Genomic DNA, 22384 nt, shown 5'->3' on the forward strand with positions numbered 1-22384 from the left:
TACGCATTCTAATTTAAATGCATAATCGTACTTGACTTTTCTTTCCATAAAAATACCCCCAAATAGTGTCTAACTTTTTGGGGGCAGTGCAAAATGGGTCGCTTTTTTTATACTTTAATTAAATGGTGTAATTTCTATTCTTATTACTTATTTTTTTTCTCCACAATTGGCTTGATATATTCAATAGTAAATTTAGCAGAAACACCTGTATTCAAGCTCCAATCGTTATTAGTTAATAAGTTTCCATTACCATCATAAATGGCAAAATTAGCCGTATTTGGCCCAGCAAGACCTTGATTTAAAGCCAATATATCTAAATAGTTATCTCCTTCTCTTAAATCTACATATGTGGTTTTGTAACTCGTATCTAAAAGTAAACTGGTAACTACTGTGATGTTGTTTACTAAAATTTGCACTTTGTCTCCATCCGGGTCTGCATAGTCACGTGTCATAATTTTTATAATAGGCGTGGAAACTTTGTACTTGCCAAAAAAAACATCTTCCCAATTCCCCTCTTTGGCGATTTCTTTATTGAGTTTATCTCTAACTTCATCTCCTGGATTGATGAATTTCTTATCATTATTTAATTCTAACACGCTCTTCTTGGGTGTTGTGGTATTTAAATCAGAATATTTTTTCAGATAATTATCATCTTTATCCAAAATACTTTTATACTGCAAAGAAGGTAATGATGAAGGTGAGGTACTGGAAGGATTGGAATCAAAAGGATTATTAAGTTGTAAATTAAAAGCTTGCTTCTTCTTATCTACTTGCGCATGCAAGCTGAGAGAAAATAAAACACCAACTATCACTAACTTTTTCATCACAAAATTCTTTTTCAACAAACGTATCATTTACGAATTAATTTAGCATGATAATTAACCATACATTAACAGATTTTATACTAAAAGTACAAAAAAAATTATTCAATTTTGTAAAACAAAAATCATACCATGGGCAAATCTATGAAATTAGTTTTACTATTTTTATCCTTCTTCTTTTTTAATAGTGTTTCTTCTCAAGAAAAATTTTCCTTAAGCGGGACCATTTCAGATAGTAATACCAATGAAACACTAATTGGCGTTACTGTTATTATTGAAGAATTAAAAACAGGGACAACAACCAATGAATATGGTTTTTATTCTATTACGCTTCCTAAAGGAAATTATACAGTTCGTTATACCTATATTGGTTTTCAAGATATCGTAGAACAAATAAACTTAACGGAAAACATTCGTAAAAATGTAAGCCTTAAAGAAACAGACTATCAATTGGATGAAATTATAGTTTCTGAAAATATTGAAAAACCGAATATTGAAAAACCAGAAATGAGTGTAAATAAAATTTCGGTAAATACGATTAAAAAACTACCCGTTGTACTTGGAGAAACTGATATTTTAAAATCTATCTTAACCTTGCCAGGGGTAACCAATGCTGGTGAAGGACAATCTGGTTTTAATGTAAGAGGTGGTGCGGCAGATCAAAATTTAATTTTATTAGATGAAGCCACTATATATAATTCCTCGCACTTATTTGGTTTCTTTTCTGTTTTTAATGCAGATGCCATAAAAGATTTAAAGTTGTACAAAGGTGGTGTTCCTGCTCGATTTGGTGGTCGAGTAGCCTCTGTTTTAGACATTTATCAAAAAGATGGAAATAGTAATGGTTTTCATATTAATGGTGGAATTGGTCTTATATCTAGTAGAATTTTAGCAGAAGGACCTATTGTAAAAGACAAAGGGTCTTTTTTAGTAGCAGGAAGAAGTTCGTATGCACATCTCTTTTTAAAACTAACGGATAATGAAAATTCTGCTTATTTCTATGATTTGAATACCAAATTAAGCTACAAATTAAACGATAATAATAACTTATACCTCTCTGGTTATTTCGGAAGAGACGTTTTTAGTTTAAACAAAAGTTTTGTAAACACCTATGGTAATTCGGTATTAAATTTACGTTGGAACCACTTATATACTGATAAGTTATTCTCTAACCTATCCCTTATATATAGTGATTATTATTACGGATTAACATTAGATTTTGTAGGCTTTAATTGGGATAGTGGTATTAAAAATTACAATATAAAATATGATTTCAAACATTATTTAAACGATAAGACAAAAATGACGTATGGTTTAAATGCGGTATATTATGATTTCAATCCAGGAAAAATTGAACCTAATAATGACGAATCTTCCATAAATCCAGATCAATTGGATAAAAAATATGCCTTTGAACCTGCTTTCTACATTGATGCCGAACAAAAGCTTTCAGAAAAATTTTCTATCAATTATGGTTTACGATACAGTCTATTTTATCGTCTAGGCTCACAAGAAATAAATGTTTACGCTAATAATGAGGCGGTTTCCTATGATAATGAGTTAAAAATTTATGAAAAGGCTACTCCAATTGGAACTAAAAAATATGGTACCAATGAAGTGATTGCTAATTTTAGCAATTTAGAGCCACGTTTTTCTATGGCTTACATAATCAACAAAGAGCAATCGGTTAAGGCAAGTTATAATCGAATGACACAGTATTTACATCTTATTTCCAATACACAATCTCCTACTCCTCTAGATGTTTGGGCTCCAAGTGATGATTTTTTAAAACCTCAAATTTTGGATCAATTTGCTATTGGTTACCAAAAAAACACAAAAAACGGCAAATACTCTTTTGAAGTTGAATCCTTCTATAAATATGTAAAAAATCGTTTAGACTATATTGATGGAGCCGATTTAATAGCTAATAATGCGATCGAACAAGTTGTTTTAGCAGGAAAATCAAGAGCGTATGGTTTGGAAATTTTAGCTCGAAAAAATGAAGGTAAGTTAAACGGATGGATTTCTTACACCCTTTCAAGATCGGAGCAAAAAACGGAAGGAAGAACCGCTGAAGAAACAGGTATCAATAATGGAAATTGGTACAAAACCGGTTGGGACAAAACCCATAATTTATCTGTTACGGGTGTATACGAATTAAATGAAAAATGGAGTTTTGGAAGTATTTTTTCTTTACAAACCGGACAACCTGTGACCTATCCTAACGGACAATATGTATATCAAGGAATTTCAGTTCCTAGTTATGGTGCAAGAAATGCGAATAATCTGCCAGCTTATCATCGTTTAGATATATCTGCAACCTTAACGCCTAGAAATAATGTTAATAAAAAATGGAAAGGTGAATGGGTATTTGGTATTTACAATGTATATAGTAGAAAAAATGCGGCCTCCATTAGTTTTAGACAAAATGCAGATTCAGGAAATAATGAAGCGGTTCGCTTATCAATATTCGGTATTGTACCGAGTGTAACGTATAATTTTAAATTTTAAAATCATGGTACGAATTCTTCTAAAATTATCTCTTCTACTTATAACTTTAGTATCAATGCTTTCTTGTGAAGACGTCGTTGACATTGGTTTAGATACAGCTGAACCCAAATTAGTAATTGATGCTTCTATTAAATGGCAAAAAGGAACCGCAGGAAACGAACAAATCATTCGATTGTCCACTACTGGTGATTTTTATCAAAATGGAACTCCTATAGCTTCAGGTGCAACAGTTTTTATAACTCATGGTGCAGAAACGTATACTTTTTTTGAAAACATTGGAACCAACACTTATAGCTGTTCTAATTTCAATCCTATTTTAAATGAAACCTATACTTTAACCGTAATTTATAAGGGTGAAACCTATATTGGTACAGAAACTTTATATCCAACACCAGATATCGACAATATTGAACAAACCGTTACTACAGGTTTTGGAGGAGAAGAAAACACACAAGTAAAATTCTTTTTTCAAGACGATGGATTACAAGATAATTTCTATCTCATTGGTTTTAAAAATAGTATGGTTGCTTTTCCAGAATATGGTGTTGTTGATGACGAATTCTTTCAAGGGAATCAAATGTTCGGACTTTACATAGATGAATTAGAGCCCAATGATCAATTGGTATTATCACTACAAGGTGTTTCTTCAAGGTACGCCAATTATATGGACAAATTATTAAATATTGCAGGTACAGACGGTGGTAATCCCTTTACTACAGCTCCAGCAACCTTAAGAGGTAACATGGTCAATCAAACGAACCCAAATAATTACCCTTATGGCTATTTTAGTTTAGGTGAAGTAGATATAGAAAATTATACCATTCAATAAAAAGATCATTTCTTATATTCGTACTTTAATATAAAAACCATTTTATGTCTTCCCATCATATAGTTAGAGATGATCAAGAACCTGCATTAATTATTGCAAATGGTGCATCTTGTAGTGAAGAATTATTAGGACAATTACTAGAATGGTCTCCTTTGGTGATTGTATTAGATTCTGCTATTGATCGCGTATTGGAATTAGGGATAAAAATAGATGTTTTATTAGGTGATTTCGATCGTGGTTTTAACCCAGAACACTATAAAGAAAGTCAATATCCTATTGAAATTGTGCACACACCTAATCAAGATAAAACCGATTTAGAAAAAGCATTTGATTATTTAATTGAACGTGGAATTCCAGCCGTTAATGTAATTTGGGCAACCGGAAAAAGAGCGGATCATACTATTACAAATGTTACGAACATTGTACGTTTTAGAAATGCCTTAAAAATTGTAATTCTAGATGATCATTCTAAAATTTTCTTACTGCCAAATAAGTTCGAAAAATGGTATCCTAAAAACACACCACTATCACTCATTCCAATAGGTGAAGTTTCTGGAATTTCATCCAAAAATTTATTTTATCCCTTACAAAATGATACTTTAAAGATTGGCTATCGAACAGGAAGCAGTAATCATGCAACTGAAGATGGTATTGTAGTCATAGAACATCAAAAAGGAGATTTATTATTAATGGAATGTTGGGATTAAACTTTTAGAAAGAAACCCATCATAATTAATTTATTATTATTTTCTTTCGTATTGTTACTCCTTCAAAAGACAATTGAATCAAATAAATACCCTGATTTAAATGACTAATATTTATATTTTCGAGCTGTTTTGGTGAATGAATCTTATTTTTAAAAACTTTTTTACCATATGTATCCAAAATCTCAATTTCATATTCCTTTGCAGGTAAAGTTCCAAAATCGATGAATACATTTTCTTTTACAGGATTTGGAAAAAAACGAACAGAAGCAGTATTAGTAAAAGCAGTTTCATCTAAGGTTGTTGTGGCAACTGCAAAATGCATCATGGCACCAGTAGCAGCTTTCGCAACATTATAATTATATACAGGATCCATATTGATTAACAAATCAGTAGCTGAATGCTTATGAGAAGTTTCATTCTTTTCAAAAAAACCAGTTATCACCTCATTATTATCTTCAAAAGGCATATAATCAGATGCATATGCATAAGATAAATAAGTATTTAAAGGAGAATATAATCCTACACAAGTTATCAATTCGTTGGTAATTGTATTTGATGCAGCATTATTGGTCGTAGGCGTACCTGTATCTCTTTCACAAGTAATGGTATTATTGGTCATTCCTGCCACTCCTCCTACTTCATCTAAATTAAACACTAACTTTATATCTAATTTAGGATTGGTTGCGTTAACAACGGTATTTACATAATGTTGACTGCCTACTAATCCATCTTCTTCACCACTAAAATTGATAAATTTTATCGAATATTCTGTTGGTATATTTTGCAACAATCGGGCTACTTCCAATATGCTCGCAATACCACTTCCATTATCATTTGTTCCAGTACCAACAATAGAATCGTAGTGACCACAAATAATAACAAATGTATTCGGATAAAGCGTACCTACTTTTGTCACAACAAGATTTTTACAGGTATAACCTCCATTCGTAAAGGAATCTTCCTGAAATTGTGCAACCGTATATCCAAATCCTAAGTATTTATTTCGTAACCAATTGTAAGTATCTTCCAAAGGTTGCGTACCTCTTCTTTTCACTCCTAAATTCTCAAATTCGGTTAAATAGGTAGTAATATTAGTTTGAGAAACTTGATTGGAAACCTCAGCATAATAGGGAATAAAAGTTTGTGAGGAAGCTATACTAGCAAGAAATAATCCTGCTAATAAGTAGATAGATTTAGTTTTCATGTTATGTTATGTTTGTGAAACAATAATACTAAAATAGTAGCTATTATACAATGTATTTTATTGATTAATAACATCTATCGCTTGATAAAAGCGTTTGGTATAATGAGAAGAATTTAATTCACTAATGGTCACTTTCATCACTTTCCCTGAAGAAGCATGAATAAACTTTGAATTCTTTCCATTTGCCTCACACACAATCCCAACATGACCTATTGAGGTACTATCTTGATATCCCTTAAAAACCAAAACATCACCTAAAGCAATGTCATCCACAGAAATTGGTTTTCCAAAATTTTTAAAACCACTTGAACTTCTTGGTACTTGAATATCAAAATTTTTAAAAACATAATTCACAAATCCAGAACAATCAAAACCTTTTTTGGGGTCTTGGGAAGAATAAACATAGGGAATATCTATAAAGGTTTTGGCAAAATCAACCAAAGCTACTCGACTGGTTTCCTGACGGATTTCCTCTTTTACAATTTCTTCTTTTGGTAAAAGCATTTCAGCCTCCTCTTCTTCTATTATAAAAGTTACAGTTCTGGGTTTAGATTCCTCTACCAAATCCTTTTCCTTATCTTCAAAACATTGAAAACTTAACAAAATAAAGGCTAATACAACTAAAAAATTCAATTTCATGGCTTTCATTTTTTGAATACAATCAAAAATAACGATTTCAAATTTGAATTTTGTTAAAATAAAATAAAAGCATACAATTCACTATCTTTGTTAGTTAGATAATGCAATAAAAAAACATTATCAAAACGAATGTAAAAATTAAAAATACATGAAGTTTCAAGTCGTATCAGATTACAAACCCACTGGAGACCAACCACAAGCCATTGAAAAATTAGCGAAAGGAATTATCAGTGGAGAAAAATATCAAACGCTTTTAGGAGTTACAGGTTCTGGAAAAACTTTTACGGTAGCCAATGTGGTTCAGGAAGTGCAAAAGCCAACCTTAGTTTTGGCACATAATAAAACATTGGCAGCCCAATTGTATTCAGAATTCAAACAATTTTTCCCAAATAATTCCGTACAATACTTTGTTTCTTACTACGATTATTACCAGCCCGAAGCTTTTATTCCTGTTACAGGAACCTATATAGAAAAGGATTTGTCGATTAATGAGGAATTAGAAAAGTTGCGTTTAAGTACTACTTCTGCCCTGCTTTCTGGTCGAAGAGACATTATTGTTATTTCTTCTGTCTCTTGTTTGTATGGTATTGGTAACCCTGTAGAATTTCAAAAAAATGTCGTTAGTATTGAAAGAGATCAGGTGATTTCTCGTACCAAATTCTTACATCGTTTAGTACAAAGTTTATATGCGCGTACTGAAGGTGAATTTACTCCAGGAACTTTTCGTATTAAAGGAGATACGGTAGAAGTTTTTCCAAGTTATGCAGACGAACCTTTTCGTATTCATTTTTTTGGAGATGAAATTGAAGAAATCGAATCCTTTGACGCCCGTTCGGCTCAAGTAATTGAAAAATATCAAAAACTGAATATTTATCCTGCAAATATGTTTGTAACTTCTCCAGATGTTTTACAAAAAGCAATTTGGGAGATTCAACAAGATTTAGTAAAACAAGTAGACTACTTTAAAGAAATTGGCAAACATTTAGAAGCCAAACGTTTAGAAGAACGCACCAATTTTGATTTGGAAATGATTCGAGAACTAGGTTATTGTTCTGGAATTGAAAATTATTCCAGATATCTAGATGGCCGTGAAGCAGGTACCAGACCTTTTTGTTTGCTCGATTACTTTCCAGATGATTATTTAATGGTAGTTGATGAAAGTCACGTTACGGTTTCTCAAGTTCATGCGATGTATGGAGGTGATCGCAGTAGAAAAGAGAATTTAGTAGAATATGGTTTTCGATTACCCGCTGCTATGGATAATCGTCCGTTAAAATTTGAAGAATTTGAAGCCCTTCAAAATCAAGTGGTTTATGTTTCTGCAACGCCTGCCGATTATGAATTAGAAAAATCAGAAGGAATTTATGTGGAGCAAATTATTCGTCCAACAGGATTATTGGATCCCATCATTGAAATTCGCCCTAGCGCCAATCAAATTGATGATTTAATAGAAGAAATTCAAGTGCGTTGTGAAGCAGACGAACGCGTTTTAGTCACTACATTAACCAAAAGAATGGCAGAAGAATTAACCAAATACCTGACTAAAGTAGCCATTCGATGCCGTTACATTCATTCGGATGTAGACACTTTAGAGCGTGTTGAAATAATGCAAGATCTGCGTAAAGGACTGTTTGATGTGTTAATTGGAGTGAATTTATTAAGGGAAGGTTTAGATTTGCCCGAAGTGTCTTTAGTTGCTATTTTAGATGCCGACAAAGAAGGATTTTTAAGAAGTCACCGTTCTTTAACCCAAACCGTTGGTCGTGCGGCTCGTAATGTGAATGGGAAAGCCATCATGTATGCAGATAAAATAACACAAAGCATGCAAAAAACCATTGACGAGACCAATTACAGAAGGGAAAAGCAGATGAATTACAACCGAGAAAATAATTTGGTTCCCAAAGCCTTAAATAAAAGTTTAGGCAATGCACTAAGCGGTAATTCGGTTTCAACCCATTACTATGAAAATTTAGAATATAAAGCAGCCGAACCTGAAAGCGAATATTTATCTAAACCTGAAATTGAAAAAAAAATTCGCGAAAAAAGAAAAGCCATGGAAAAAGCTGCCAAAGAACTGGATTTCATCCAAGCTGCTAAACTAAGAGACGAAATAAAAGTATTACAAGAAAAAATATAAGTATGCTATACAAAAAACTGTGTTTCGCTGTATTATTTTTAGTTTTCTTTACGAATGCTCAAAATACAAACCCTAATTATGATGCCACATTAGCTGAGAAATTAAAGGCAGATGATTATGGCATGAAATCCTATGTTTTTGTTGTTCTAAAAACAGGAAGTACTACTACTACTGATAAAGATTTTATTGCTTCATGTTTCAAAAGTCATATGGATAATATTCATCAAATGGTAAAAGACAAAAAATTAATTGTCGCTGGACCTATGAATAAAAATGAGGCAAATATACGGGGTATCTTTATTTTAGATGTTGCAACTTTTGACGAAGCCAATAGGTTACTTCAAAACGACAAGGCAATAAAAGAAAAATTATTTACAGTCGAACTTTATAATTGGTATGGCTCAGCTGCTTTATCTGAATATATTGAAGTTTCAGACAAAATTTGGAAAATTAAACCTTAAAATAATGAAAACACAAGAAATTCTTCAGTTAAACGATGAAATAGAAATCATTGAAGCTATTGGAAGTATCATTTGGAATAAAAAAGACGAAGACGAAACCCTAACTGAAGGAGAAACGAATTTTGTCTTGATTGACATTTTTGAAGGCGCTATGAATGAAGGTGGTTTTTCATTCTTTTTTAGCAAAGAAGCAGGTGATTATGCAAAAGAAATAATGAATGCTTATCAAAAAATTGGTGCTCCAAAAACCGCACATTTAATTTCTAAAGCAATCGGTTTGTTTGGGATGAATAACTATCATGAAGTTACAGAACCTAGAGTAAAAAGTATGGCTAAGCTAGATGAAAAAGTATTTTCAGGTTGGGAAGATTTGGACGAAATTTTTTTCAATGACGAGCAAGAAGAAGATGTGGTGTCACTAATTATAAATTACATTAGAAGTAATCCAAACCAATTTAATTATTAATAAAATTTGTTAATAAAATCTTAAAATAAAGAAAAATTGCTAACTCATAAGTAAAATAATTTTCTACTTTTGTTTCTATAATTTCATAACTCATACACAATTCCCATTTAAATTAGGAATTCACTCCCTTTAAATCAAGCAAATAGGCAAAAAGCTTAGGGAATTGTGTTTTTTTTACCTTTAAATTTTTTATTTCCAAAATCTATTTCTTTCTTTATCACTATTTTATTTAAAAGTAATGTCAAATCCAATTGCAGTACTACAAGAAATAGGTCGCATTTTTCAAAAAGAAGAAAATAATTTTGCAGAACTATCAAATACTATAGCGAATTTTAAAAATTTGGTAAACAAACTTTCAACTATAGATTTAGAAAATGAAACGACCCGAAAAAGTCTCTTTCTTACGAATGGAAAAGCTTTAGGTACCACTTGGGCAGCTCTATGTTTGGATGATGTTTTACGTACAAAAATGTTTATTAAGGGTGTGTTTAAAGCTATAGAACAATTGCAAAAGGAAAACACAAAGCCAATTCACATTTTGTATGCAGGAACAGGACCTTACGCTACCTTATTATTACCCATTTTTGCATCTTTTACGGCAGAAGAAGTTCGAGCTACTGTAATTGAAATTAATACAGAAAGTTTTGAAAACATGAAACGTCTCATCCATAAATTAGGATTTGACCCACACATTCTAAGTTATGAAAATGAAGATGCGACAACTATTCGTTTAAAAAATCCAAAAACAATTGATATCGTTTTGAGTGAAACCTTACAATGCGGTTTAATCAAAGAGCAGCAAATTCCTATTACTTTTAACCTATTGCAACAAGTTCCAGAAAATACTATTTTAATTCCTCAAAGTTTAGCTTTAGATATTTGCTTGCTTGATTATGTTGGTTTAAAAAACAGAAGTGAAGATACACCTGAAGAATCATTTTGCTATGTTTTAGAACGTGTAATTGAAATTACAAATAAGGCTCATACCCAATTTCAATTAGAATCAAATACCTCAAAAACACAAATACTTGCTCAAAAACAAATTGAGTTACCCAAGGATAAAATAGCATCATATGACAATGTAGCCATACTTACTCGAATTACCGTTTTTGAAAATGATAAAATTGCAATTAATGAAAGTGGTTTAACGATACCGATATTATTAAAAAAAGAAATTGATTTAAAAACGGTGCAAAAATTTACAATACAATATAAGATAGACGCACAACCTGGCTATATTATAACCGTATAATACTATCATTTTCTAAATCAAAAAAAATAACAAAGAATTATTTCTGAGTCTTTTTTCATTTTTTTAAACAAAAAAAAGAACCACTATACAAATCAAACTATCCCTTTTTGAAAATACCATAACTTTTACTTAATTTATAGTAAAATTATATTGATTAAGTACAAATTAATATCTCTTAAAAATTCATGTCTTTGAAATCTTCTATACTACTCGCATTTATTTTCTCTTTCAACTGTATGCAAAGTGCAACAGTTAAAACCGATTCTTTAATTTCGGTTTTAGAACAAGAAATACTATTAAGCAAAAAATATGTCGCATCGAAAGAAAATAAAATCAAAAATTTAATTTCGCTTTTGGAGGATGAAAAAGTAAACCTAAATAATCAATATTTTATAATTTCTAAAATTATTGATGAATACCAATATTACAGCTTTGATAAGGCGTTAAACTTCACTGAAAAAAACCTCAACATTGCCTTAAAATTAAACGATGATTTCAAAATTTTAGAATCGAAACTCAAGTTAGGTCGACTTCTGGTAGATTCTGGAAGATATAAAGAATCATTAGATATATTAAAAGGCATTGAATCAAAAAAACTAAAAGATACTTTACTTCGTGAATACTATTTTATTCATAAAGAAGCTTATTCAGGTCTAAGTTTTTACACCATGGTGAAAAATCGAAAAACAGATTATAATATCTTATATTCTAAATATGAAGATTCACTTTCCAAAAGATTAAAAAAATCTTCCTTTGAAATTCTGTCATTATTAGAAAAAAAATACCGTGATAATCGAGATGTTGATAAAGCTTTAGAAATTAATTCAAAACGATTGAAGGAATGCAAAATGGGAACTAGAGAATTTTCATTAGTCACTTTTGAAAGATCATTATTATTCCAACTTAAAGCCGATACGAATAATCAAAAAAAATATTTATGCTTGTCGGCCATTTCTGATATTCGTTCGAATGTTAAAGACAATGCTTCCTTGACAGAATTAGCTATGATTTTATACTCAGAAAATGATGTTGAAAGAGCCCATAAATTTATAACATTCTCTATGGATGATGCAAAATTCTACAATTCTCATTTACGTTTTGTAAACATATCCAATATTTTACCAACCATAACTATTGCTTATGAAAATAAAATAAATAATCAAAAAACAACACTTAAGAATTTTATTATTTTAATTAGTGCACTCGGATTCATTTTATTAATTGTTGTTGTATATGTTTTTAAACAGAATAAAAAACTATCTCAAGCAAAAAATAATTTAAAAGAGGTAAATGACAAATTAAACAACTTAAATAAAGAATTAAATTTTAGTAATGAAGATTTAAGTAAAATAACACAATTATTAGCGGAATCAAATGATATTAAAGAACATTATATTGCTACATTCTTAAATTTATATTCAGAATATATTGACAAATTAGACATCTATAGAAAACTAGTAACCAAGTATATTATTACTAATAAGACAAATGAACTATTGGATTTAACCAAATCAAAACAGGTAATTGATAACGAGTTAAAGATTTTCTATAAAAATTTCGATGAATCTTTTCTTCATATATATCCCAATTTCATTCAACAGTTTAACGAACTTTTAAAAGAAGACGAAAAGATAACTGTGAAAAATAGTGAAGAACTTTTAAACACTGAATTGAGAATTTATGCATTAATTCGATTAGGAATCACAAATAGCACAAAAATTTCAAAAATATTAAGATACTCTGTAAATACAATTTATAATTACAGGGTAAAAATTAAGAATAGCGCAATTAATCGTTCTGAATTCGAAAATTTAGTAAAAAAAATAGAATAAAATTTCATTTTTGACAACTAAAAAACTTAAAAACAACTCATTTTATTTACTTTTACTTCTACTTACGACTACTTTTTTTTGAAACACAAAAACCAATAAAATATTGATAATCATAATATTATATCATAAAATATAAAAAATAAATCTACTTTTTTACTACTCTTAAAAAAAGAGTAAGCGACAATTATATACTTTTGGATTAACAATAATTTAACAAAGAACTACAACGTTAGAGTTGGTTAAATTTTAAAACAGTACTAAAAAAATTATTAACCCATATTATATAATTGTATGATTTTATACGGCAAAAAAAATGGAAAATTATTACTTCTATTCTTCCTATTATCGGTACTCACTTCTTTTGCGCAAGAAAGAAAAATTAAAGGTAAGGTAACCGATAGTAATGGTATTCCTGTACCAAGTGCATCCATTATAGTAAAAAATACTTCCATTGGTACAAATACTGATTTTGATGGTTTATTCGAATTACAAATAAAAGATAATCCCAATACTATTTTAGTAGTATCTTATATAGGTATGAAAGCACAAGAAGTATTGGTAGGTAATCAAACGGAAATAAATGTGGTACTCTCTGAAAATGTAGAAGACCTTAAAGAAGTCATTGTCGTAGGTTATGGTACGCAAAAAAAAGGAGATTTAACAGGAGCCGTAGCAACTATAGATAGTGAAAAACTACAATCGAGATCCGTTGGACAAATAGGAAACTTAATACAAGGACAAGTCACTGGAGTTCAAGTATTAAGCAGTGGTGGAAAACCCTCTCAAGGGTTAAGCTTGCGTGTAAGAGGTACTTCCTCAATTTCTTCAGGTAGCGAACCCTTATATGTTATAGATGGTGTACCAACTTCAGATACTCGTTCATTAAATCCCAGTGATATTGAAAGCATTACAGTTTTAAAAGATGCATCATCAGCCGCAATATATGGTGCGCAAGGAGCCAATGGTGTTGTCTTAATTACAACTAAAAAAGGAACTAGTGCAAAACCAACTATTACTTTTGATACTTATGCTAGTATTTCACAGGTTTGGAAAACCCAGAAAGTTTTAAATGGAGAACAATATCGCGACTTAATGACCGAATTAGGGTATACTACTAATTGGGGGCAGTATACGTATAATACTGATTGGCAAGATAAAATTTTTCAAAATGGTTATTCTCAAAACTATCAATTAGCTGTTTCTGGTAAAAACAATGGAACGAACTATTATGTCTCTACAGGTTTTATAAATCAAGAAGGTGCTGTAAGAAGTGCAGCAATGACACGATACAATTTTAAAGTTAATTTAGATCAAGAAATCAACAATTGGTTAACTATGGGTACTCGATTTACGTACACTAAATATTCTGATGTTGATATTAACGATAATAATAATGTAAATGTAGGTGGTGTTCTTCTAGGCGCCTTAACGACTCCTTCAATTATTGATGAATTCAATCCAGATGGAAGTTTTACTAGCAATCCATTTCAAAATTGGGAAAACCCATTAGCAAGTACAGATGGTTTAGATAGAAAATACGAAAACACAAGAATATTAGGCAATTTATACGTACAAGCCAAAATTTTAAAAGATTTTACTTATAAAAGTAATATTGGTATCGATAATGGTCATGGTGTTTATAATTCATTTTTAGATCCTTTTAGAACAGGTTATGGAAGAGCCATTAAAGGACGTGCTATAAGAACTACAAATGAAAATTTCTTTTACATTTTTGATAATACTTTAAGTTACAAAAAGATACTTAAAAAACACAGTATTGAAGGTTTAGCAGGTTCGGTTATCCAAAAAAATACATATGACAACTCTAATTTAGAAGTTAGAAATTTTGCAAGTGCCAGTATCACTACACCAAATGGCGGTTCAGAAATTATTAGCGCTACTGCAAGTAAAGGTGAAAAATCGAATGTTTCTTTTATTAGCCGAATAAATTATGCTTTTGATGACAAATATCTTTTAACAGCAAATTTTAGAGCAGATGCATCTAGTGTCTTCGGTCCAAATAACAGATGGGGTTATTTCCCTTCCTTTTCCGCTGGATGGAAAATTTCAAATGAAAACTTTTTAAAAGAAAGTAAGGTAGTCAATAATTTAAAATTAAGATTGGGTTGGGGAATTGTAGGTAATGATCAAATTGGAAACTATGCTTACTATGGAAGAATTGGTAATGGTGCAAATTACCCAATTGGTGGTTCAATTCAGCCTGGAAGTTATCCGTCTACTTTAGAAAATCTTTCCTTAAAATGGGAAGAAACTTCTCAAACAAACTTAGGAATTGATTTTGAAACTTTAAACGGGAAAATTAAACTTACAGCCGACGCATACGTTAAAAGAACTAAAGACTTACTATATAATGCTCCTTTACCTACTTCTTCAGGTTTTGATCGTGCCTTACAAAACATTGGTGAAATTGAAAATAAAGGTTTCGAATTAGGAATCAACACCATTAATCTAGATTCAAATTTTAAATGGTCTAGCGGATTAAATATTTCGTTTAATAGAAACGAAGTGATTAACTTAATTGGTGAAGATATTTTATTAGGTTCCATAGCGGGTAGAGGAAATGCGGTTCTCTTAAAAGAAGGATTACCGTTAGGTACTTTATATGGTTATATTTTTGGTGGTGTTGATCCAGCAAGTGGTAACGCTTACTACATCGATAAAAACGGGAATTCTACTTTTACACCTTCTGATGATGATCGAGTGGTTATAGGTGATGCCAATCCAGATTTTATTTATGCAATTAATAACAGTTTCTCATACAAAGGTTTTGGTTTACAAATATTATTAGAAGGAAGCTACGGAAACGACATGTTAAATGCAACACGCATTGAAACGGAAGGAATGATTGATCCGAAAAACCAAAGTATCGAAGTACTTCACAGATGGAAACAACCAGGAGATATAACCGATATTCCTAGAGCAAGCTTTGGAAATACAGACAACTCAAGAATTTCAACTCGTTTTATTGAAGATGGTTCTTATTTGAGATTTAAAGCCGTAACCTTCAGTTATAATTTCAATCATAAAATCATTGAAAAACTAAAGCTATCCAACTTTAAACTATATCTAACCGGTGAAAACTTAATTACGCTTACAAATTATAGTGGATACGATCCAGAAGTAAATGCTTATGGCGGAGCAAATGTAGAAAGAGGAATCGATTTTGGTACCTATCCGCAAAGCAGAACATTATTATTTGGAATGAATGTTTCTTTTTAAAAAAAAATATTATGAAAAAATTTAAAATAACAATCTTATTACTTACGATTCTCTCAATAATTTCATGTGATGATTTTTTAGATTTAAAACCAATATCAGAGGAAACAAGCGGTAATGGTTATGAAACAGGCTCACAAATTGAAGCAGCGTTAGTTGGTGTTTATGAATCATTTCAGTCAGCTGAATATTATGTTTGGGATAACATATTATTTTCAGATGTAAGAGCGGATAATGCATACGCTGGTGGAGACAATCCTGAAATTTTTAGCATTGATAAATTAGAAGTAACTCCTACCAATTCAAGATTATTTAAAAATTGGTCTAATCTTTACAATGCTATTGCTAAAGCAAATTTAGTAATTGACAATGTAGATGGCATTAACGACCCCTTATTAAGTAATGAAAGAAAGCAACAAATAAAAGGGGAAGCTTATTTTTTAAGAGCATATCATTATTTCACTTTAGTAAAATTATGGGGAGGCGTTCCTTTAATTACAAATTATAGTACTTCTGCCGAACCTTCAGCAGTAAATGTACCTAGAGCCTCAGTAGAAGAAGTATATGCAAAAATAATTGAAGATCTTTTGCTTTCAAGCGATTTATTACCAGACACTTATTCAGACGCAAGTATTACCAAAGCTAGAGCTACAGCTGGTGCCGCAAACGCATTATTAGCTAAAGTGTATGCACAAAAACCTAACCCAGATTATCAAAAAGTATTACAACATATTCTATTAGTAGAGAGTAGTAACGCAAATTATACCTTAATCAATTATGATAATTTATTTGATGGAAATAATTACAACAATGCAGAATCTATTATTGAGGTACAATACTTAGGTGGAAATGAAGGAAATTATGGACCACAACTATTACTACCTCCTTCTCTATCTGGAGACAGTTGGAGAAAATTTGTGACACCTTCTCATAATTTGATTGATGCTTTTGATGAACAAGCCGATAATGTACGAAAAAATGCAAGCATAAAATTTGAATCGGTTCAATGGGTGGATGAATATTGGGGTAATACAACAGGCAGCAGTATTCCTTTTAGTTATAAATGGAAAATCGCTGGTGGTTTTGCAAGTTCTAATCGTCAGTATTTATTACGATTAGGTGATATTATTTTATTAAAAGCAGAAGCTTTGAACGAATTGGAACAATTAGAACCAGCAGCTACAGAAGTTAATCGAATAAGATCAAGAGTAAATCTTCCTGATTTAACACCAAGTCAAAAAAGTTCAAAAACGGTTTTGAGAGAAACTATTTTGAAAGAAAGAAGGCTAGAATTATTTCAAGAAGGTCATAGATGGGATGATTTAGTTCGATACAATCTGGCTGTTTCAACTATGAGCAACCTCGTTGAAATTGATTTAAGAACTGGTAATCCTGTCAATTACAATATGACTCAAGCTAAGATTTTACTTCCTATTCCACAACAAGAAAGAGATAGAAATCCAGCTTTAACTCAAAATCCACTATAAAACTGTTATTATGAAACATTATTATAAAATACTTTTCTTTATCATTATGAGTTGGTTGTTTATAGGTTGTGAAAAAGACAATCTAGATCCATTAGGAAATTGGAATCTAACTCCTCCTACATTAATAATTCCATCTGATGATATAAACATAGAACTAGAGGAAGAAGCACCTAATGAAACCGTAACTTTTGATTGGTCTCCTGCTTCATCTTCAGCAGATTTTGCTATAACGTATAGTGTTGTTTTTGACACTTTAGGTTCCACTTCTTTTGATACTCCAATTTTAGAATTATCTTCTGGAAGTGCAGGAAAAGATCATTCTTTAGCGATATCTCACCGCACAATAGATGAATATTTATCGTATAGTGGCTACCCTATTGATGCCTTTTCGAAAATCGCTTGGACTGTTAAAGCTAAATGTTTAGATCGAGTAGTATATGCTTCGAGTCATACCATTTCATTTAAAAGATTTCCAACTGAAATTATTCCTATCAAATTATATATCTCTGGAACAGCAACAGAAAACAACAACGATTTAAATAATGCTATTGCATTAAAACGTTTAAATAACGCTTCTGGTGCGCCCTCAAATACACATGAAGTATATACACAATTAACAGCAGGTAAGACCTATAAATTCTACAGTGAAAAACAAGTACCTTGTCATCAATATGGTACAAATTCGAATGGTGATTTAGTAAAATCTGGCATACCAATAACAGTTACGGAATCTGGAGAATATCGAATTAGTGTTGATTTAGATAATAATACTTATGATCTATTAAAAATAGAGAAATGGAGTATTGTGGGTGATCCTATAAATAACGGTTGGGGTGGTGACGAACCTTTGACATACCAAGGTGGTGGCATTTGGAAAGCTTCTATACAACTTGTTAACACTGGAAATTTTGCGTTTCGTGCCAATGAAAATTGGGGGTATCTTCTAAAAAGAGTTACTGGAACAACAAATCGTGTAATTATGGAATCTCAAGCTACATCTCAAGGACTTAGCTATGAAGATATACCTTCAACTAATTTAGGACATTATTTCATTACATTAAACTTATCTGCAACAGGCTATACTTATAGTATGGAAATCGATACTACTGCTCCAGATCCAATTGCTACACCTGACCAATTATTTCTATTTGCAAACGGTACTATGATTGAAGAATTTAATAAATCGGGAGACGTTTTCAGTTTAGATAAATTTATTCCTTTACAAGCTTCTGTAAATTACTCTTTAAATTCTGAATCAAATGGTTCGGGAACTAGCTACGCTATTAATGGAGTACTTGGTGATTCTAGCACTCCAGATGCGGATAAAGTAATTGGAAATAATACGATTATAGAAAGTACCAATGCCATAACAGTTGCTACTGATCGTGCTTTACGAATAACGATTGATTTTAGTCAGTCCAAAGTAAATTGGGATTACTACAATTTCAAGTTGTTTCATTGGCAAGTATGGGAAAACCGAAATGAATTTACCATGACGTATCAACACCCTAACACCTACACTATTACGACTGCTTTAAGTGCTAACTATGATATGAAATTCATCAGTCCATGGGACTTTGATATGGGTTCAACTACTCCAAATGACCTAACGGGTTCTATTACAAATGGAGGAGGATCAAACATTAACAATATTACATCAGCAGGTAATTATTTGGTTACTATAACCTTAGATGATGATTACCAATCTGGAACTTACACTTTTGTACAACAATAATTCAAAAAAATACTTATGCTTAATCGAATTGCTTTAAATACTTTTAAATTTATCATGCTTCCTCTAATTGTTCTTTCTGAGAACAGTTGTGATGACAAAAATTATCCTTATTATCCACCACCTACAGAAGAAAATGTAAATGCAAAATTTTATTTAACCACACCTAGTAAATCTAGCCTTATTAGTCTACAAAGTAGTGGCATTCAACCCTTAACACAAAATAACAATTTTACCATTACAGTTTCTGAAAACACTACGTATCAAACGATGGATGGTTTTGGCTATTCCTTAACTGGTGGAAGTGCTCAATTAATTAATACTATGTCTCCATCTGCTAAAAATGACTTATTAGAAGAACTTTTTGGAACTGGAGAAAATAGTATAGGTGTTAGTTATTTGAGAATTAGTATAGGGGCTTCCGATTTGGATGCCTCTGTATTCTCTTACAACGATTTGCCAAGCGGACAAACAGATGTAAATTTAGATCAGTTTTCTATTGCTCCAGATCTAAATAACCTAATTCCTGTTTTAACTCAAATTAAAGCAATTAATCCCAATATTAAAATCTTAGGTTCTCCATGGTCTGCTCCTACTTGGATGAAAACCAATCAAGCTACAATAGGTGGTGAATTGCAAACTAATTATTATGCAACTTATGCCAATTATTTTGTGAAATACATTCAGGCAATGCAAGCGAATGGCATTACAATTGACGCTATAACGATTCAAAATGAACCCGAAAATCCATACAACAATCCGAGTATGGTAATGACAGCACCGCAACAAGCTGATTTTATCAAAAATCACCTTGGACCTGCCTTTGCTTCAAATAATATTACCACAAAAATCATCCTTTTTGACCACAATCTAGACCATCCTAATTATCCAATTTCAATTTTAGATGATGCTGCAGCCAAAAATTTTGTTGACGGTTCAGCCTTTCATTTGTATGCTGGCCAAATTGATAATATGAGTCAGGTTCACAATGCGCATCCAGATAAAAATGTATATTTTACAGAACAATGGATTCAAGCTCCTGGCAACTTTGCAGCTGATATTAAATGGCACTTTAGAGAATTAATGATTGGTGCACCACGCAATTGGAGTAAAACGGTATTGCAATGGAATTTAGCCGCAGATCCTACTAATAATCCTCATACACCAGGTGGTTGTACTGAATGTCTTGGAGCCATTACAATTGATGGGAATACTTATGAAAGAAATCCTGCTTATTACATTATTGCACACAGTTCTAAATTTGTACCCACAGGCTCTGTTAGAATTCAATCGAACTACTCAATTGAATTGCCCAATGTAGCTTACAAAACTCCTGACAATAAAATTGTAGTTGTCGTTTTAAATAATACAGACACACAAAAATCTTTTAATATAAATGTTTCAACTGAACCTATAACTACTGTTCTACCTGCTGGAGCAGTTGCTACATATGTTTGGTAAAATGAAAATACAAATGAAAAAAACACACTTATTACTATTTGCCCTATTTAATTTAATTACAAATTCTTGCCAACAATCTAATTCATCTAGTACTGAAAAAGTCTCTGTAATTGAAAAACAAGAAATAAAGAAAACGACTATAGAAAAAGCTCAAATATATACTACAGCTGAAAATACAACTTTGCGATTACGTTTATCAGACACAAAAAGTTTTGGAGCAACGCAACAACCTAAAGAAATCGAAACTTTTATTACTGTAAATGATGCTGTAGAATTTCAAACTTTTTTAGGAATTGGCGGTGCTATTACGGATGCTTCTGCTGAAGTATTTGCCAAACTTAGTAAAGACAAACAACAAGAGTTTTTAAATGCCTATTTTAGTCAAAACGGAAACAATTACAATATTATTCGTACCAATATGAATAGTTGTGATTTTAGTACTACAAGTTATACTTATATTCAAGATAACGATGAAGAATTGAATAGTTTTTCAATTGCAGTAGACAAGCAGTTTAAAATTCCTTTAATAAAAAGTGCACAAAAATTAATTGGCAAAGATTTGGTTTTCTATTTCAGTCCTTGGAGTCCTCCAGCATTTATGAAAAGTAACCAAAACATGCTTCAAGGCGGACAATTATTACCCAAATATTATGCTTCTTGGGCAACTTATTATACTAAATTTATTAAGGCATATGAGCAAGAAGGTATTCCTGTTTGGGGACTTACCATTCAAAATGAACCAATGGCTACACAAACATGGGAATCTTGTATTTATACTGCTGAAGAAGAAAGAGATTTCTTAAAGAATCATTTAGGACCTACTATGGTAAAAGAAGGTTTTCAAGAAAAGAAAATTATTGTTTGGGATCATAATCGGGATTTAATGGTGCATCGAGCAAACACCATTTTTGAAGATCAAGAAGCTGCTAAATATGTTTGGGGAATGGGTTTTCATTGGTACGAGACTTGGACAGGAGCCGAACCAAAATTTGACAATGTGAAAACTGTGAATGAATCCTATCCAACAAAAAATCTTTTATTTACAGAAGGTTGCAAAGAAGTTTTTAATGCAACAGAGTATCAAAAATGGAGTCATGGAGAAAAGTATGGTAAAGCCATGATTAACGATTTTAATAATGGAACTGTAGGTTGGACAGATTGGAATATACTATTAGATGAACATGGTGGTCCAAATCATGTAGGAAATTTTTGCTTTGCGCCTATTCATGCGGATTTAAGTAAAAACGAATTAATTTATACACCATCCTATTATTATATTGGTCATTTTTCAAAATTCATTCAACCCAATGCCAAAAGAATAAGTACAGCAACTAGCAGAAGTTCTTTAGAAAGTACTTCTTTTAAAAATCCAAATGGACAAATTGTAACGGTAGTAATGAATTCAACCAATGCACCAATTACGTATAAATTAATACTACAAAATAAAGAAATCAGTATTGAAATTCCTGCTCATGCGATTCAATCAATCATAAGTGAATAAACTAATAGATAAATAAAAATATCGTTTAATTAAATTAGAACAATGCATTACTCCAAGAAATCTATTATTTAATACTATAAGACATATACTAGTCAATTGTCGCTTTT

At 31.3% G+C, this 22384-nt stretch carries 16 protein-coding genes; 13 read left to right on the top strand and 3 right to left on the bottom strand.

Annotated elements, in window-relative coordinates:
• Positions 1-143: 143 nt before the first annotated feature.
• Positions 144-824 carry a hypothetical protein gene (locus tag FHG05_RS13540; protein ID WP_140998637.1) on the bottom strand — a complete coding sequence of 227 codons (681 nt, stop codon included), beginning with the start codon at positions 822-824 and terminating at the stop codon, positions 144-146.
• 141 nt (positions 825-965) lie between these two features.
• Here FHG05_RS13540 and FHG05_RS13545 point away from each other — a divergent pair, with 141 nt between their 5' ends.
• Genes FHG05_RS13545 through FHG05_RS13555 form a run of 3 tightly spaced genes read left to right on the top strand, consistent with a single transcriptional unit; the run spans position 966 to position 4868 of the window.
• Positions 966-3332: a TonB-dependent receptor gene (locus FHG05_RS13545; RefSeq protein WP_140998638.1), complete on the top strand. Its 2367-nt coding sequence runs from the start codon at positions 966-968 to the stop codon at positions 3330-3332.
• A gap of 4 nt (positions 3333-3336) precedes the next feature.
• On the top strand, positions 3337-4161 hold the full coding sequence (locus tag FHG05_RS13550; protein WP_140998639.1) for a DUF4249 family protein: 825 nt from the start codon (positions 3337-3339) through the stop codon (positions 4159-4161).
• Positions 4162-4205: 44 nt separating this feature from the next.
• Positions 4206-4868, top strand: a complete 663-nt coding sequence (locus FHG05_RS13555) for a thiamine diphosphokinase (protein WP_140998640.1) — start codon at positions 4206-4208, stop codon at positions 4866-4868.
• Between the two features lie 25 nt (positions 4869-4893).
• Here FHG05_RS13555 and FHG05_RS13560 read toward each other — a convergent pair whose 3' ends face one another.
• Together FHG05_RS13560 and FHG05_RS13565 are read right to left on the bottom strand one after the other, a co-directional pair.
• Complete coding sequence (locus FHG05_RS13560; RefSeq protein ID WP_140998641.1) at positions 4894-6072, bottom strand: M28 family peptidase; 1179 nt, start codon at positions 6070-6072, stop codon at positions 4894-4896.
• 57 nt (positions 6073-6129) lie between these two features.
• A complete protein-coding gene (locus FHG05_RS13565) occupies positions 6130-6711 on the bottom strand; it encodes a C40 family peptidase (RefSeq protein WP_232338095.1) in 582 nt (193 codons plus the stop codon).
• Positions 6712-6859: 148 nt separating this feature from the next.
• Between FHG05_RS13565 and uvrB the strand changes: the two genes are divergently transcribed.
• The 10 genes from uvrB (at position 6860) to FHG05_RS13615 (ending at position 22277) form a co-directional block, all read left to right on the top strand.
• On the top strand, positions 6860-8848 hold the full coding sequence (uvrB, locus tag FHG05_RS13570) for an excinuclease ABC subunit UvrB (RefSeq protein WP_140998642.1): 1989 nt from the start codon (positions 6860-6862) through the stop codon (positions 8846-8848).
• Between the two features lie 2 nt (positions 8849-8850).
• Complete coding sequence (locus FHG05_RS13575) at positions 8851-9309, top strand: YciI family protein (RefSeq protein WP_140998643.1); 459 nt, start codon at positions 8851-8853, stop codon at positions 9307-9309.
• Between the two features lie 4 nt (positions 9310-9313).
• The gene (locus tag FHG05_RS13580) at positions 9314-9775 is read left to right on the top strand and encodes a DMP19 family protein (protein ID WP_181369177.1); all 462 of its coding nucleotides are present in this window, start codon (positions 9314-9316) and stop codon (positions 9773-9775) included.
• 238 nt (positions 9776-10013) lie between these two features.
• The gene (locus FHG05_RS13585; protein ID WP_140998645.1) at positions 10014-11027 is read left to right on the top strand and encodes an SAM-dependent methyltransferase; all 1014 of its coding nucleotides are present in this window, start codon (positions 10014-10016) and stop codon (positions 11025-11027) included.
• Positions 11028-11218: 191 nt separating this feature from the next.
• On the top strand, positions 11219-12859 hold the full coding sequence (locus FHG05_RS13590; protein WP_181369178.1) for a DUF6377 domain-containing protein: 1641 nt from the start codon (positions 11219-11221) through the stop codon (positions 12857-12859).
• A gap of 291 nt (positions 12860-13150) precedes the next feature.
• Positions 13151-16099 carry a SusC/RagA family TonB-linked outer membrane protein gene (locus tag FHG05_RS13595; RefSeq protein ID WP_140998647.1) on the top strand — a complete coding sequence of 983 codons (2949 nt, stop codon included), beginning with the start codon at positions 13151-13153 and terminating at the stop codon, positions 16097-16099.
• An 11-nt stretch (positions 16100-16110) separates the two neighbouring features.
• Positions 16111-17583 (top strand): RagB/SusD family nutrient uptake outer membrane protein, encoded by a 1473-nt coding sequence (locus FHG05_RS13600; protein WP_140998648.1) that lies wholly within the window; start codon positions 16111-16113, stop codon positions 17581-17583.
• A 10-nt stretch (positions 17584-17593) separates the two neighbouring features.
• Positions 17594-19318: a SusE domain-containing protein gene (locus tag FHG05_RS13605; RefSeq protein ID WP_140998649.1), complete on the top strand. Its 1725-nt coding sequence runs from the start codon at positions 17594-17596 to the stop codon at positions 19316-19318.
• A gap of 15 nt (positions 19319-19333) precedes the next feature.
• Positions 19334-20776: a glycoside hydrolase family 30 protein gene (locus tag FHG05_RS13610; RefSeq protein WP_232338096.1), complete on the top strand. Its 1443-nt coding sequence runs from the start codon at positions 19334-19336 to the stop codon at positions 20774-20776.
• 13 nt (positions 20777-20789) lie between these two features.
• Positions 20790-22277, top strand: coding sequence for a glycoside hydrolase family 30 protein (locus FHG05_RS13615; protein ID WP_140998650.1), 1488 nt, complete (start codon positions 20790-20792; stop codon positions 22275-22277).
• Positions 22278-22384 lie beyond the last annotated feature (107 nt).

The sequence above is a fragment of the Flavobacterium profundi genome, from assembly GCF_006491645.1.
GTDB classification, from domain to species: Bacteria; Bacteroidota; Bacteroidia; order Flavobacteriales; family Flavobacteriaceae; genus Flavobacterium; species Flavobacterium profundi.